Here is a 13,575-nt window from a genome sequence, read left to right on the forward strand (position 1 = left end):
GGAAAATCATTTGCCCAAACAGCGGGGAAACTGCAATTTTGCCGCCTGACTATGCAATCGATCGATCAATTTCTGCCTTCTCTTAAAACCCCATTCAAAGCGGTTATTACCATGCACCAGAAACCTGATGGGGATGCCATGGGCTCTTCATTGGGATTATACCATTTCCTGAAAGCCCTGGGTCATGATGTTACAGTCATTTCTCCTACCAATTGGGCCAATTTCCTGGATTGGATGCCCGGATGCAGCGAAGTAGTGGATTTTGAGCAGCGAAAACATTATGCGCTGGATATCATTAACAATGCAGAAGTGATCTTTTGCCTTGATTTTAATGTGCTCCATCGTACCAAACACATGGAGCAGCCTTTGACCGACGCGAAATGTACAAAGATCCTGATCGATCATCACCAGCAACCCCAGGAAGAAGCATTTACTTATGGTATCAGTGATACATCCAAAAGTTCTACCTGCGAAATGGTCTATGACTTTATCATGTCTTCCGGACATGCGGATCTGCTGAATATCGCCATGGCAGAATGTCTTTATACCGGTCTTATGACGGACACTGGATCTTTCCGTTTCCCTGCTACGACCGCTTCTGTTCATAGAATGGCCGCCCATCTGAAAGAAACGGGAATGAATCATACCAAAGTGCATGAAAGCATCTATGATAGTTTCCTGGAAAACAGATTGCGCTTTATTGGCCACGCTTTGTTGAACAGAATGGAAGTTTTGTATGAATACAATACGAGTCTGATGTATATTACACGGGCAGATTTACAAAAGTTTGATATCAAAACAGGCGATACTGAAGGATTGGTGAATTATTTATTGACCATTCAGGGGATCAAACTAGGTGCCATCGTGATTGATAGAGATGAAGAGCGGAAATGGAGTTTTAGAAGCAAAGGCGATTTTGATGTGAACACATTTGCGAGAAAACATTTTGAAGGCGGCGGACATAAAAATGCGGCAGGAGGGAGAAGTAGTGAGAGTCTGGAAACAACGGTCAAACAATTTAAAGAGATCATAAAAGCGTATCACAATCAATTACAATAAAACAATGATGAGAACAACCACTTCGCTGTTACTGGCGATCGTTTTGCTTGCAAGCTGTAATCAATTCGAAAAAGCACCTTCCGGAATGACATATAAAATCACCAGCGGAGGAACTAAGGAAAAAGTTAAGCAAGGACAGTTTTTGAAACTGCACATTGAATACAAGTTAAAGTCTAAGGATTCTGTATTACAATCTTCTTTTGGCCGTATCCCTGTTTATTTCCCAATTGATACCGCAAACCTGGGTAAACATACTTTCACTGAGATCATTACTAAATGTGCATCAGGAGATAAAGTTGAATTCGTGCTTTTCATTGATACCCTGAAAAAAATGCAGGTGATCGATTACAATGAAATGTTCAAACAAGGAGACATGATCAACGGACGTTTCGAGATCTTGAAAGTGTTCAATACACAAGATGAAGTGAAAGCGGATTATGACAAGGAAATGGAACTCGAAAAGCAAAGAGAGATCACAGAAGTAAAAGAGTATGCCAAGAAGAAAAATATGAAAGTACAGTCCACGGCTTCAGGTGTTCAGGTAGAGATCCTGAATCCGGGTACCGGACAAAAAGCTGATTCAGGTTGGCAGGCTTCTGTTTTGTATAAAGGTTACTTTACACAAGGCAAAAAAGATGGAGAAGTATTTGACACCAATATGAATCCTAATGCCCCGAATAACCAACCTTATCCTGTTGTGATCGGAAGTCGTAATGTGATTCCGGGTTGGGATGAAGCCCTTCGTTTGTTTGCGAAAGGTGGTAAAGGACGTATCATCGTTCCTGCTTGGATGGCCTATGGTCAGCAAGGTTCTGCACCGGTAATTCCTCCATTTGCAAATCTTGGATTTGATATTGAAGTGGTTGATGTTACCAAACCTACACCACAACCGGCTCAACCTGGAAATCCAGCTAATCCTGGTGCTCCACAACAATAAGGTGTATTGAAAATATTCAAAAAGAAAGTCCGCAAATTTTGCGGACTTTCTTTTTATAATAAGTATCGGGTTAGTAAGATGGCTTCCATCGCTTCTTTCACATCATGAACCCGCAGGATATCAGCTCCGGCTAAAAGAGCCGCCGTATTCAAAACTGTCGTGCCATTCAATGCTTCTGCAGCGGTACAATTCAAAGTTTTATAGATCGTTGATTTTCTGGAAACGCCCATCAAAACGGGTTTGCCCAATAATTTAAACTGGGATACAGAACGAATCAGTTCAAAATTCTGATCAATTGTTTTGCTAAAGCCGAATCCGGGATCCAGTATCAGGTCTGTGAGTCCTTCCTCTGTGCAAAGACCTATCCTTTTTATGAAATAATCAGTCACACTCGTGGTGATATCACCTTCTACAAATGTTTGGTGCATGGTATCCTTTTGTCCCTCCACATGCATACAAACAAAAGGCATACGTAATCGGGCCGCTGTGGAGATCATAACAGGATCGAACTGTCCACCACTGATATCATTGATGATCGATGCGCCCATATCTGCGGCATGTATAGCAACAGTACTGTAATAAGTGTCGACAGAAAGAATGGTATCGGGAAAACGTTGATGAATTTCTGGAATGATATGGGAAAGCCTTTTGATCTCCTCATCCGGTCCAACAGCAGTACTGCCCGGACGGGTGCTCTGCGCCCCGATATCGAGTATTGTAGCTCCTTCATGAATCATTTTCTCGGCCTGTTGTAAAGCGGCGTCGATGGATGATTTTCTGCTTTCCTCATAAAAAGAATCAGGGGTAGTATTGATGATGCCCATTACGATGGGTTGGTCAATTGTCAGTAATCTTCCTTTGCAGTTGAGTGTAAACATCCTTGGTTTCATTTATATTGCAGCACACTTCAAAGATATTACCAAAGCCCTAAGCGGTTCTTGAAAAATGAGCACAACAAATCAACAATACGATAACGCCATTCGAGCTTGTAAAGATATTTTCATCAAGAAAACAAAAGACTATGGTACTGCATGGCGCGTATTGCGTACTATTTCGGTGGTGGATCAGATATTCATCAAAGCATTACGTATCCGTACCATTCAAGACCTGAAAACCCAAAAAGTAGGGGACGATATTCCCTCTGAATTCAAAGGCATCATTAACTATGCGGTCATTGGTCTGATACAATTGGAAATGGGGAATCCACAAGTAGAGGAATTGCCTGTTGATCTGGTAGAAGCGAATTACAATAAGTACATAGCCTTCGCTAAAAATACCATGTTGGATAAAAACCATGATTACGGAGAAGCATGGCGCGATATGAGTCAGGAAAGCTTTGCGGATCTGATATTGATGAAATTATTACGGATCCGACAAATTTTGGAAAATGATGGTAAAACCCTGATCAGTGAAGGCATTGATGCTAATTATGTAGATATCATCAACTATTCAGTATTTGCATTGATATTAATTGACGAAGGAAAACATCACGCATGAGAACACTCATTACTTTGATCCGCTGGATCGTTGGATTGCTGTTTATTTTCTCAGGATTGGTAAAGGCCAATGATCCATTGGGACTGAGTTATAAAATGCAGGAATTTTTTGAAGTGTGGGGATGGCATTTTCTGCATGATTATACCTTGGTATTTTCATTGGTGATGAATGTGTTTGAGATCGTTGCCGGAGTGGCAGTGATCGTCGGGTGGCGTTTACGCAGTATTACATGGATGCTTTTATGGCTGATCATCTTCTTCACTTTCCTTACTGGCTATGCTTTATTCTCAGGCAAAATCAAAACATGCGGATGCTTTGGAGATTGTATTCCATTAACACCTGCCATGTCTTTCGGCAAAGACATCATTTTATTTGTGCTCATCCTGATCCTATTGTTCACCGTGGATCGTGTGCCTGCCATGATGAGCGAAACAGGAAGTATCACGATCGTATTCATTAGCCTGCTCGCAACAGCAGCTTTGCAATGGTATGTATTGAAGTATTTGCCACTGATAGACTGTTTGCCATATAAAAAAGGAAATGATATTGTAGAGCAAATGAAAACACCGGAAGGTGCGATTCCTGATAGTTTTTCCATTGTATTTAAATATAAAAAGGATGGGAAAGAGATCAGTTTTGATCAAGCTTCGTTTCCTGCTGATTTTGATTCTACCTATGAATATGTAGATAGAGAAGATAAATTGATCCGAAAGGGGAATGGATTGACTGCTAAGATCGTTGACTTTTCTTTACAGAATTTTATGGGAGAAGATACAACGCAAGCTGTATTTGCACGTAAGCAAGATTATGTGCTGGTTTTGGCAAAAGATATGAGTACCACTGATCAATGGAAAGAGGAGTTTCTTGCTCAATACCAAAAATGGGTGTCAAAAGGAGTGGTTGTTATGATCGTAACTGCAGACGCTGAAAAAGCCAAGAGCCTATTCCCTGATATAACCATTTTAAAAGGAGATGCCACAGTCATTAAAACTGCAGCAAGGGTGAATCCTACTTATTTTCTGATGAATGGGTCTTTGGTCAAGGAAAAATTACCGGCGGGAAAAGCTGCTCGCTTGATTCCATAAATATGGCTTACTGGATGATGACTTCAGTGATCACTTTCTCACCAAAAGCTTCATTCACGCGTTCAATGATTTGCGCTTTTTGATAGAGTAACTCATTCTTGAGAGGACCTACGCTGGTGGTAATAAAAAGTTTTTGGTTGATGATCTGAATTTTATCGGTGTATCTGGCGATCGTTTTGCCCATCAGTTTTTCCCAGATGTCTTCAATCTGCACGGCTCTTACGCCATTACGGAGATTGCTCTTTTTTAAAAAGCCTTTGATCGCATCACCAATGTGGAATTCTGACATGGGGTAAAGGTAAGTGAAAAGTGAAAAGTCAAAAATCAAAAGTCAAAAATCAAAGCAGAAGGCTAATAATTCATGCCATATAGAAGATCAGCCTTCATTTATGTCTTTTTACTTTTGACTTTTGCATTATAGTGTAATCATTTGAAACGGAACTTTTGTGCCAGTTAACTGTTGTTTTAGCCTTTCGGGATGCGTGTCAGTAATGAATACTTGTCCGTCGCTTTCTGTGCAAACCCATTGTAATAATTGTGACATTCTCGCATCATCCAATTTTTCAAAAACATCGTCTAGTAATAGGATAGGAGTAAACCCTTTTTTCTCTTTTAGTATCTGCCACTCCGCCAACTTAAGTGCGAAGAGTAAACTTTTTCTTTGTCCTTGTGAAGCTTCTGATTTGAATAATTGATCACCCATGGAAAGTATGATATCATCACGATGGATACCTGAACTGGTTCGCTGTAAGGCCAGATCTTTGGCACGATTGATTTGTAGCAGTTCTTTAAAATCATTCGATGATAACGGACTGTAGTATGCTAAGGAAAGGCTGTCTGATTTACCGGCAATACGTTCATAGATGGTAAAAGCCAATGGCAGCAAACTCGTTAGAAAATCTTTACGTGCATGGTAGAGAAAGTTGCCGCTATCACATAGTTGATCATTTAAGATAGACAATAATGTTTCATCAACATGGCCTGATTCGGCTGCTTGCTTCAGTAAACTGTTTCTTTGTTGTAAGATCTTTTGATAGTTAATGAGTTGCTGTAAATAGGAGTGATCCAATTGGGATAATAGTGTGTCCAGAAATTTCCTTCTCTCTTCACCGGGTCCACTGATCAATTCCACATCATCTGGAGCGATCATTACTACGGGCATTTTGCCGATATGGTCTGAGAACTTTTTGTAGGGTTCTCCATCTAACTGAAGTTCTTTTTTTCCTGTTTCACGAACAATGGCAATTACGGACATTGTTTTTTCTCCCCTGATGTAGTGTCCTTGTATCCGTAAGCCGGAAGATCCATGGTGAACGTTTTGTGCATCCGGACGAGTAAAATAACTTCTGGAAAAACTTAGGTAATAGATCGCATCCAATAAATTGGTTTTGCCGGTACCGTTTTGTCCGCATATGCCTACAATTCTCTCCTTAAAATGGAAAGATTGCTGCAAATAATTGCGAAACTGAACCAATGTTATTTCACTCAAACGGAACATAAGACGGCAAATTAAAGCACCCAAGCCGGAATAATTCATGGCAGGTATCAGGGAAAGCAATTATTTTTAATAAAAAATTGGTTTGAAGACGATATTATCAGCACAGCAATTGACCCTTACGGTAAAGCGATTGGCACACCAGATACTTGAAAACAATGCCACATTGCAGGATACAGTGATCATTGGATTACAGCCAAGAGGTATTTTTCTGAGTGACCGTATTGTGGGAGAGTTGCGCAGTTTAACGACAGCAGAAGCCATACGGTATGGAAAACTGGATATCACTTTTTATAGGGATGATGTGCGTCAGGGTTTGCATATTGCTAATAGTACCGATATTCCTTTCAGTTTAGAGAATAAGCACGTCATTTTGATTGATGATGTCCTGTATACCGGTAGAACGATCCGAGCGGCATTGGATGCGTTACTGGATTTTGGAAGACCTGCCAAAGTCTCGCTTTGCGTGTTGATCGACCGCCGTTTTAGTCGCGAACTGCCCATTCAGCCTGATTTCTCCGGCAAAACCATTGATACTATCATATCTCAGAAAGTCAAGGTTTGCTGGAAGGAGAGGGATGAGGTGGATGAGGTGATATTGATTTAAGAATGTCAGATGTCAGATGTAAATTGTTAGCATAAAAATCTGATATCTGAGATCTGAGAGCTGCTATATCAATGTATTTGTTTTTACTTTATCTTTGACCTTTAATGAAACTCTCTACCAAACATCTCCTTGGTATTAAAGATCTCACCCGAGATGATATTCAGTTAATTCTTACTACAGCAGAACAATTCAAGGAAGTTTTACAAAGACCTGTCAAGAAAGTGCCATCACTGCGTGATGTAACGATCGTGAATCTCTTTTATGAGAATTCAACCCGCACACGGATGTCTTTTGAACTTGCTGAAAGAAGACTTTCTGCAGATGTATTGAATTTTGCCGCTACTACCTCTTCAGCTGCAAAAGGGGAAACCTTACTGGATACGGTGAATAATATCCTTAGTATGAAAGTGGATATGGTGGTGATGCGTCATAGTGCATCTGGTGCTCCTCACTTTCTGGCTAAACATATTCCCGCGGCAATCGTGAATGCAGGAGATGGGATCAATGAACATCCAACACAAGCTTTATTGGATGCGTTTTCGATGAAAGAGAAATTGGGAAAATTGGAAGGACTGAAAGTGGCCATTATAGGGGATATCATGCATAGCCGTGTTGCTTTGAGTAATATGTATCTGCTCAAAAAAATGGGTGCCGAGATCACGATTGCGGGTCCGCCTACACTCATTCCAAAATATATTGAACAGGCTTTAGATGTGCGCGTTGAATACAATCTGAAGAAGGCCTTGCAATGGTGCGATGTTGCAAATGTGTTAAGGATTCAGCTCGAAAGACAAAATCAGCCTTTATTCTCTTCGCTTCGTGAATACAATCTGGCATACGGTATCAACAGACGATTACTGGAAGGTCTCGGTAAAGAGATCGTCATCATGCACCCCGGTCCCATTAACAGAGGCGTAGAATTGGATAGCGATGTTGCTGACGGACCATTCTCAATTATTTTGAACCAGGTAGAAAATGGAGTAGCTGTGAGAATGGCAGTGTTGTATTTGCTGGCGAATGAGCAAGCGTAAGTAGTATTTTAAGCTTCCAGTCACAAGCTTCAAGTTGCAAGTGAGATCTGGTACATAGTGATTTTCTGGTTCCTTATCTTTTGCTTCTTCCTTATGTCTTCCTTGTATCTTGTTTCTTCACCCTTGTATCTTCCTACAAGGGGTCTGTAACACATTTAACCTACTTTGTTCTTTTTTCTGTTACTTAGTGCTCTAAATCACTTTCATGCGCATTTGTTTATTCCCCGGAACTTTTGACCCAGTTACATTAGGTCATATCGATATCATCAACAGGGCCTTGCCTTTGTTTGATGAGATCTATATCGGTATCGGTATCAATTCAGCTAAGTCGCCGATGTTTAGTCCGGAGCAGCGTATGGAATGGTTCAAAGAGATCTATCGCGATGAACCCAGGGTCAAGAGTGTTGTGTATGAAGGCTTGACAATCAATTATTGTAAAAAGATCGGAGCAAGATTCATATTGAGAGGTATTCGTTATGTGAGTGATTTTGAATATGAGAAAACCATCGCTGATGCCAATCGCACACTGGATAAAAATATTGAAACCATCTTTCTGACAGGTGAGCCTAAATACACTTCTGTAGCATCAACCATTGTCAGAGATATTCTTAAAAATGGGGGCGATGCTTCTCCTTTTCTTCCGGAAGCAGTGATTCAATCTATTCAAAAATAAACGGCAGTATGTCAGTGATCTGGTTTAAAAAAGACCTCACCGTGGAAGATATTCAACCACTGGGAAAGAACACCATGGGTGAACATTTGGGAATGATATTTACAGAAGTCGGAGCGGATTATCTGAAAGCAACCATGCCTGTAGATCATCGTACAAAACAACCCTATGGATTATTGCATGGTGGTGCATCAGTGGCTTTGGCGGAAACGTTGGGAAGTGTAGGTGCTGCTTTGGTGGTTGATCATGAGCAATTGATCTGTGTGGGACAAGAAATCAATGCCAATCATTTGCGTAGTGTTCGCAATGGTTTGGTGACAGGAGTGGCGAAGCCTGTGCATATCGGTGCCAGTTCTCAGGTATGGGAGATCAAGATCTACGATGAACGAGAAAAACTTGTGTGTATTAGTCGTCTTACCGTTGCAGTCTTAAAACGCAAAGGCTGATATCACTGATCCAATTCTGTAATATACTGTTTCAGTTCCTGCAAATAATTACCATACAGCTTCTTCAGGTACCATTTCGTAAAATAGTAAACAGCCACTGCTAAAGTGATCATATAAAGTCCGAGGAATAACATCACCTGCCAGCGGGCAGTAAAAATTTTCACAGAAAACTTTTCGATCTCCGGGATTTCAACGGGATCTGCATATGATAAGATCATAGAGAACATGAAACAAACAGGCAATAAGGCCATTGTGAACTGGAAGTAACGCTTAACAAACTCTTCCAGTAATCCAACAAGCATTTGTAAGTTGTTTTTAATAGGTTGATCTGAATTACTCAATGTGGAAGTTCTGCGATACAGATAATAAAGGACAAATGTCATTAGGACGGTGAGTACTGTAAATACACCAAAATACAAGCGAACAGACCAGTAGTTTGTGATGAAACAAACGTAGAGCATGGCTGCAAAAAAAAGTATGCATAAAACCATTTCAATGATCAGGCTTCTTTTCAGTTTGCTGATCACAGAATGTGTTTTCTTCTTCAGTAATACAGAAAGATCAGCATCGCTGCGACTGGCATGATCCGTTGCCAGTTTCTGATTGAGTTGATATTTTAGTTCATCCAATTCCATAACACTTCATTTATGCGGGGGTCATATATTTTTGTGTGGATTCTTTCAGCTTTGTTTTGATGCGGTTCATTTTCACCGCAACATTATTAGCAGTAATACCCATCATTTCTCCAATATCATTGTAGTTATAATCTTCCAGATACAGCATCACGATGGCCTTATCAATTTTTGATAATTCGCCGATCGCTGCGTACATGGCTTTTACCTGTTCTTCGATGGGGTCGTAAGCATCATTGGCATTGAAGTCGGGTACTGCTTCGGTAGAAAAAATATCCGGTTGTCTTTTTTCTTTTCGGAAAAAAGTAATGGCGGTATTCAATGCAACGCGGTAGAGCCAGGTAGAGAATTTTGCATCACCTCTGAAATTACCATACGCTTTCCAAGCTTGTAACGTGATCTCCTGAAACAGGTCTTCACGATCAGCATGTGCATCCATATAAAGATTACACACTTTATGGATGATGCGTTGGTGCTCGTTAAGTAATGCTATGAATTCCTTCTCCTTGGACATCTAGCTAAATTAGTACAATACAGGGGTGAGTGTATAGCCTTGTTTTCTCAGTAGTTCAAGTACACCTTCATTACCACCTAAGTGACCTGCTCCTACAGCAAAAAAACTTGGCTTTTCATGAATGGCTTTTTCAATGACAGGAATCCATCTTTTATTTCTCTTGATCAGCATATCTGTTTCAAACTGATCATTTCCATTACTATTTTCTTTGATGAAATCATATAGCTTGTCAGCATTGTTCTGTTTGTAAACATCCACCATCTTGGTCATCACTTGTTTTACGCTATCGTATGATAGCACCATTCTTTTTAAAGAATGCAACTGAGAATCCAGGGGTTGACTATTGATCGCAGCTATCTGATCATCGATGGTTTCAAGACCTAAAATGGGCAGTTTTTTTTCTTGAGCCAGCTTTACAAATTCACTCTCAGGCTGAACTTTATCTGCACATTCAATACTACTCATCGTTAATAAACTCAAAGGCATGAATGGCGTGAATTGATTGAACATTTGAAATGACATGCCTGTGATCCGCTGGAACTGCTCACTGATAGCACTGAATTCAGACTCGCTCATCAGGTCTTTTAGTGTTTTATCCTTTAAGCGCATTTTACCCATCAACGACATTTGTAAAGTCGGGTCGTCCATGTCGAGTTCGCCGTAAAACTGTTCTGTATTTTGGAGCTTTTCTTTGAGTTTATCCGTAATTGAAAAATCAGATCTACACATCATATGAAAAGTGCCGAATACAAAAGAGGGGCGGGAGAGGTCTTTGCCACTGATCATCCATAATAATGAATTTTTGGGCTGCTCTTGGCTAAAAGAAGATGTGTTACTAAAAGTTAGGGCCGATATCAGTAATATGAAAAATCTGGATAACATATTGATGGTCTTTGCTTTTTGCATGTGTCGTTCAAGAACGCAAAATATTACTAAACGACAAAAAAAGCCCCGGGTAGAAACCCGGGGCGTAACCAAAACCAACTGCATGTATGTGTCTGGTGAGACACTACTATGAAAATTTTATAAGATCGAAATCTCTTTCGGAGATACTTTTATTTCTTCTTTTTTTGGCAGATATACTTTCAATACGCCGTTTTCATAACGCGCTTGAATACCGTCTGCATTGATCTTTTCATCGATCGTGAAACTGCGCTTGAATGAGCGGAAGCTGAATTCTCTTCTGATTGTTTTGTAATCTTTTTGTTCCTGACTTTCCTTTTTCTCATAGCTGATCGTCAATAAGCCGTTCTCAATATTCACCTTGAAGTCCTCTTTGTTCCTTCCAGGAGCATTCAATTCCAAGTGATAACCTTCATTGGTCTCATGAATGTTGACAGGAACTACAGCATAAGCCTGGTTCGCGTCTCTACCCCATGTTGCAGGGAAATGATTAAAGAGTTCGTCGAAAAGACTGTTAAAAGGAACGGTGTTGTGTTTTACAAGTGTCATATTCTTATGTTTTTAGTTTTTAAATGATTACCCTTACTATTCTTCAAAGGATGTACCATTGGCAATTTTGATCCAATAATGAGGCAGGATGGCAATTCTAATCTTAAAAAAGAGACAAAATGACGCTTTTAGGTATTTCTTAGCGACAAAATGGCTTTATTATGCTTTTTTTAGTGTTACAACTTTTAATAGTAATTTTGTGTTGTACTAAATAAACAAGCAATTATGTATCCCGCAGAGATAGTATTACCGATGAAAGCAGAGTTGACCGACAATGGTTTTGAAGAGCTGACCACCGCTGATTCGGTTGATCAAACATTAAAACAGGAAGGTACCACATTGGTGGTTATTAATTCCGTATGTGGTTGTGCAGCAGGCACTTGCAGACCTGGAGTTTTGATGGCTGTTCAAAATGCCACAAAGCGTCCAGACAGGCTTACCACTAGTTTCGCAGGCTTTGATATGGAGGCTGTGAATCAGGTTCGTAAGCACACATTACCTTATCCACCATCATCTCCGGCCATCGCTTTGTTCAAGGATGGACAATTAGTGAGTATGGTAGAGCGCCATCAGATCGAAGGTCGTCCGGCTCAGGTCATCGCACAGCACCTGATTTCGGTTTTTGATGAGCATTGCAATTAATTTTTACCTTAGTTTTGTTCACGGATGGGTTAGTAAGTATAGGCTCTGCTTTGGCAGAGCCTCTTTTTTTGTTCATATGAAAGCGGCTTTCCGTATCATAAATTCTGATTATCATTGCATCACTCAAAGTTTGCATGATCTATAGACCCTTTAACTATGTATCCTAATTTATACTACGCCTTCAAAGACATATTTGGAATAGAACTGGAAGGATTGAAACTTGTCAACAGCTTTGGATTCTTTGTAGCACTTTCTTTTATTCTTTCCGCATGGATACTGACCCTCGAATTGAAAAGAAAGCAAAACCAGGGTCTCTTCACATTTACAGAAGAAAAGATTTTTGTTGGAGCACCGGCATCCTTTAGTGAATTATTGATCAATTTTTTACTGGGTTTTGTTTTTGGTTATAAGATCATTGGTGCGTTCGTAACCGATGATGCATTCAATGATCCTCAAGCATTTATCTTGTCTTCAAAAGGTAGTTTAGCGATGGGATTATTGGTGGGATTGGTTTTTGGAGGATTGAAATGGTGGGAAAAACAAAAACAAAAATTGGATAAGCCGGAAGAAAGAGTGATCCGTATCTGGCCTCATGATAGAGTAGGAGATTTTGTGCTCTACGCAGCAGTATTTGGTTTTTTGGGTGCGAAAGTGTTTCATAATCTCGAAAATTGGAATGAGTTTTCAAAAGACCCGATCGGGGCATTGATCTCTTTTAGTGGACTTACTTTTTATGGTGGGTTGATCTGTGCAGGGATCGCTATAGTTGTGTTTGCACGCAAAAGAAAGATCAATGTCATTCATCTTGCAGATGCAATGGCACCTACCATGATGTTTGCTTATGCGTTTGGAAGAGTCGGATGTCAAGTGAGTGGAGATGGTGATTGGGGTATCGTTAATACTAATCCTAAACCTATTAGTTGGATGCCCGATTGGTTATGGGCATATAACTATCCCCATAATGTGATTGGTGAAGGTAAACCCATTGCAGGTTGTGAAGGACCTTATTGTAATGAGTTGATACCCCCTGTTTATCCAACCCCATTGTATGAGATTATCGCTTGTATGTTCCTTTTTGGGGTGTTATGGTATTATCGTAAGAAGTTAAAAGTTGCCGGTCAATTGGCAGGACTTTACCTGATCTTGAATGGATTGGAGCGCTTTTTCATCGAAAAGATCAGGGTAAATACCAAGTATGAAGATCTTCCATTCCAGCCCACTCAGGCTGAATTGATATCATTAACAATGATTATTGCAGGTATTATATTGATGGTGAAGGCAAAAGATTGGTTTGCCAAGTATGCTAAATAACCTACTCTAATTATCTCCTAAATGAAATCTTCTATCTGATAATCAATCAGATAGACGATTTTTTTTGTCGCTTTTTTACCGGTTTTTCATCGCTTACCGCTCATCCTTGTAAAGCACCGTTCATTATAAAACTATGTACTATGCAAAACATAGTACATAGTTTTGTTCTGTAATTAGCAACAACGAGAACTAAAAAC

Annotated in this window: 17 protein-coding genes; 10 read left to right on the forward strand and 7 right to left on the reverse strand. The window is 40.0% G+C overall.

Features of this window, described 5'->3' with window-relative positions:
- The first annotated feature begins 111 nt into the window (after nucleotides 1-111).
- Nucleotides 112-1,059, forward strand: coding sequence for a bifunctional oligoribonuclease/PAP phosphatase NrnA (locus ABXG83_RS02215; protein WP_353549862.1), 948 nt, complete (start codon nucleotides 112-114; stop codon nucleotides 1,057-1,059).
- Between the two features lie 7 nt (nucleotides 1,060-1,066).
- Entirely contained in the window at nucleotides 1,067-1,996 is a 930-nt protein-coding gene (locus ABXG83_RS02220) for an FKBP-type peptidyl-prolyl cis-trans isomerase (RefSeq protein WP_353549863.1), read from the forward strand.
- A gap of 53 nt (nucleotides 1,997-2,049) precedes the next feature.
- Here the strand turns inward: ABXG83_RS02220 and folP are convergent, their stop codons facing one another.
- Complete coding sequence (gene folP, locus ABXG83_RS02225; protein ID WP_353549864.1) at nucleotides 2,050-2,874, reverse strand: dihydropteroate synthase; 825 nt, start codon at nucleotides 2,872-2,874, stop codon at nucleotides 2,050-2,052.
- Between the two features lie 67 nt (nucleotides 2,875-2,941).
- Here folP and ABXG83_RS02230 point away from each other — a divergent pair, with 67 nt between their 5' ends.
- Together ABXG83_RS02230 and ABXG83_RS02235 are read left to right on the forward strand one after the other, a co-directional pair.
- Nucleotides 2,942-3,493 (forward strand): DUF1599 domain-containing protein, encoded by a 552-nt coding sequence (locus ABXG83_RS02230; RefSeq protein ID WP_353549865.1) that lies wholly within the window; start codon nucleotides 2,942-2,944, stop codon nucleotides 3,491-3,493.
- A complete protein-coding gene (locus ABXG83_RS02235; RefSeq protein ID WP_353549866.1) occupies nucleotides 3,490-4,578 on the forward strand; it encodes a BT_3928 family protein in 1,089 nt (362 codons plus the stop codon). The genes ABXG83_RS02230 and ABXG83_RS02235 overlap by 4 nt, the downstream gene beginning before the upstream one ends.
- Before the next feature lie 7 nt (nucleotides 4,579-4,585).
- On the opposite strand, the gene ABXG83_RS02240 is transcribed toward ABXG83_RS02235, so the two are convergent.
- Nucleotides 4,586-4,867 carry a DUF721 domain-containing protein gene (locus tag ABXG83_RS02240; RefSeq protein ID WP_353549867.1) on the reverse strand — a complete coding sequence of 94 codons (282 nt, stop codon included), beginning with the start codon at nucleotides 4,865-4,867 and terminating at the stop codon, nucleotides 4,586-4,588.
- A gap of 126 nt (nucleotides 4,868-4,993) precedes the next feature.
- Nucleotides 4,994-6,076, reverse strand: a complete 1,083-nt coding sequence (locus ABXG83_RS02245; RefSeq protein WP_353549868.1) for a DNA replication/repair protein RecF — start codon at nucleotides 6,074-6,076, stop codon at nucleotides 4,994-4,996.
- An 82-nt stretch (nucleotides 6,077-6,158) separates the two neighbouring features.
- Between ABXG83_RS02245 and pyrR the strand changes: the two genes are divergently transcribed.
- The 4 genes from pyrR (at nucleotide 6,159) to ABXG83_RS02265 (ending at nucleotide 8,827) form a co-directional block, all read left to right on the forward strand.
- A complete protein-coding gene (gene pyrR / locus ABXG83_RS02250) occupies nucleotides 6,159-6,680 on the forward strand; it encodes a bifunctional pyr operon transcriptional regulator/uracil phosphoribosyltransferase PyrR (RefSeq protein ID WP_353549869.1) in 522 nt (173 codons plus the stop codon).
- 104 nt (nucleotides 6,681-6,784) lie between these two features.
- On the forward strand, nucleotides 6,785-7,711 hold the full coding sequence (locus ABXG83_RS02255; RefSeq protein WP_353549870.1) for an aspartate carbamoyltransferase catalytic subunit: 927 nt from the start codon (nucleotides 6,785-6,787) through the stop codon (nucleotides 7,709-7,711).
- A 205-nt stretch (nucleotides 7,712-7,916) separates the two neighbouring features.
- Nucleotides 7,917-8,384, forward strand: a complete 468-nt coding sequence (gene coaD, locus ABXG83_RS02260) for a pantetheine-phosphate adenylyltransferase (RefSeq protein WP_353549871.1) — start codon at nucleotides 7,917-7,919, stop codon at nucleotides 8,382-8,384.
- An 8-nt stretch (nucleotides 8,385-8,392) separates the two neighbouring features.
- Complete coding sequence (locus tag ABXG83_RS02265) at nucleotides 8,393-8,827, forward strand: hotdog fold thioesterase (protein ID WP_353549872.1); 435 nt, start codon at nucleotides 8,393-8,395, stop codon at nucleotides 8,825-8,827.
- A gap of 2 nt (nucleotides 8,828-8,829) precedes the next feature.
- On the opposite strand, the gene ABXG83_RS02270 is transcribed toward ABXG83_RS02265, so the two are convergent.
- The 4 genes from ABXG83_RS02270 to ABXG83_RS02285 form a co-directional block, all read right to left on the reverse strand.
- Complete coding sequence (locus ABXG83_RS02270) at nucleotides 8,830-9,462, reverse strand: hypothetical protein (RefSeq protein WP_353549873.1); 633 nt, start codon at nucleotides 9,460-9,462, stop codon at nucleotides 8,830-8,832.
- 10 nt (nucleotides 9,463-9,472) lie between these two features.
- Nucleotides 9,473-9,973, reverse strand: coding sequence for a sigma-70 family RNA polymerase sigma factor (locus tag ABXG83_RS02275; RefSeq protein ID WP_353549874.1), 501 nt, complete (start codon nucleotides 9,971-9,973; stop codon nucleotides 9,473-9,475).
- Nucleotides 9,974-9,982: 9 nt separating this feature from the next.
- Nucleotides 9,983-10,855 carry a TraB/GumN family protein gene (locus ABXG83_RS02280; RefSeq protein ID WP_353549875.1) on the reverse strand — a complete coding sequence of 291 codons (873 nt, stop codon included), beginning with the start codon at nucleotides 10,853-10,855 and terminating at the stop codon, nucleotides 9,983-9,985.
- Between the two features lie 141 nt (nucleotides 10,856-10,996).
- Entirely contained in the window at nucleotides 10,997-11,425 is a 429-nt protein-coding gene (locus ABXG83_RS02285; RefSeq protein ID WP_353549876.1) for an Hsp20/alpha crystallin family protein, read from the reverse strand.
- A 225-nt stretch (nucleotides 11,426-11,650) separates the two neighbouring features.
- Between ABXG83_RS02285 and ABXG83_RS02290 the strand changes: the two genes are divergently transcribed.
- Both ABXG83_RS02290 and ABXG83_RS02295 read left to right on the forward strand, forming a co-directional pair.
- On the forward strand, nucleotides 11,651-12,067 hold the full coding sequence (locus ABXG83_RS02290; RefSeq protein WP_353549877.1) for a BrxA/BrxB family bacilliredoxin: 417 nt from the start codon (nucleotides 11,651-11,653) through the stop codon (nucleotides 12,065-12,067).
- A gap of 156 nt (nucleotides 12,068-12,223) precedes the next feature.
- Nucleotides 12,224-13,378, forward strand: coding sequence for a prolipoprotein diacylglyceryl transferase family protein (locus ABXG83_RS02295; protein WP_353549878.1), 1,155 nt, complete (start codon nucleotides 12,224-12,226; stop codon nucleotides 13,376-13,378).
- Nucleotides 13,379-13,575 lie beyond the last annotated feature (197 nt).

This window comes from Sediminibacterium sp. KACHI17 (assembly GCF_040362915.1).
Lineage (GTDB): Bacteria > Bacteroidota > Bacteroidia > Chitinophagales > Chitinophagaceae > Sediminibacterium.

Excerpts from the sequence above, each read along its gene's own strand:
- ABXG83_RS02215 (WP_353549862.1), top strand. The coding sequence starts at position 112 with ATGCACCAGAAACCTGATGGGGATGCCATGGGCTCTTCATTGGGATTA.
- ABXG83_RS02220 (WP_353549863.1), top strand. The coding sequence starts at position 1,067 with ATGAGAACAACCACTTCGCTGTTACTGGCGATCGTTTTGCTTGCAAGC.
- folP (WP_353549864.1), bottom strand. The coding sequence starts at position 2,874 with ATGTTTACACTCAACTGCAAAGGAAGATTACTGACAATTGACCAACCC.
- ABXG83_RS02230 (WP_353549865.1), top strand. The coding sequence starts at position 2,942 with ATGAGCACAACAAATCAACAATACGATAACGCCATTCGAGCTTGTAAA.
- ABXG83_RS02235 (WP_353549866.1), top strand. The coding sequence starts at position 3,490 with ATGAGAACACTCATTACTTTGATCCGCTGGATCGTTGGATTGCTGTTT.
- ABXG83_RS02240 (WP_353549867.1), bottom strand. The coding sequence starts at position 4,867 with ATGTCAGAATTCCACATTGGTGATGCGATCAAAGGCTTTTTAAAAAAG.
- ABXG83_RS02245 (WP_353549868.1), bottom strand. The coding sequence starts at position 6,076 with ATGTTCCGTTTGAGTGAAATAACATTGGTTCAGTTTCGCAATTATTTG.
- ABXG83_RS02255 (WP_353549870.1), top strand. The coding sequence starts at position 6,785 with ATGAAACTCTCTACCAAACATCTCCTTGGTATTAAAGATCTCACCCGA.
- coaD (WP_353549871.1), top strand. The coding sequence starts at position 7,917 with ATGCGCATTTGTTTATTCCCCGGAACTTTTGACCCAGTTACATTAGGT.
- ABXG83_RS02265 (WP_353549872.1), top strand. The coding sequence starts at position 8,393 with ATGTCAGTGATCTGGTTTAAAAAAGACCTCACCGTGGAAGATATTCAA.
- ABXG83_RS02270 (WP_353549873.1), bottom strand. The coding sequence starts at position 9,462 with ATGGAATTGGATGAACTAAAATATCAACTCAATCAGAAACTGGCAACG.
- ABXG83_RS02275 (WP_353549874.1), bottom strand. The coding sequence starts at position 9,973 with ATGTCCAAGGAGAAGGAATTCATAGCATTACTTAACGAGCACCAACGC.
- ABXG83_RS02280 (WP_353549875.1), bottom strand. The coding sequence starts at position 10,855 with ATGTTATCCAGATTTTTCATATTACTGATATCGGCCCTAACTTTTAGT.
- ABXG83_RS02285 (WP_353549876.1), bottom strand. The coding sequence starts at position 11,425 with ATGACACTTGTAAAACACAACACCGTTCCTTTTAACAGTCTTTTCGAC.
- ABXG83_RS02290 (WP_353549877.1), top strand. The coding sequence starts at position 11,651 with ATGTATCCCGCAGAGATAGTATTACCGATGAAAGCAGAGTTGACCGAC.
- ABXG83_RS02295 (WP_353549878.1), top strand. The coding sequence starts at position 12,224 with ATGTATCCTAATTTATACTACGCCTTCAAAGACATATTTGGAATAGAA.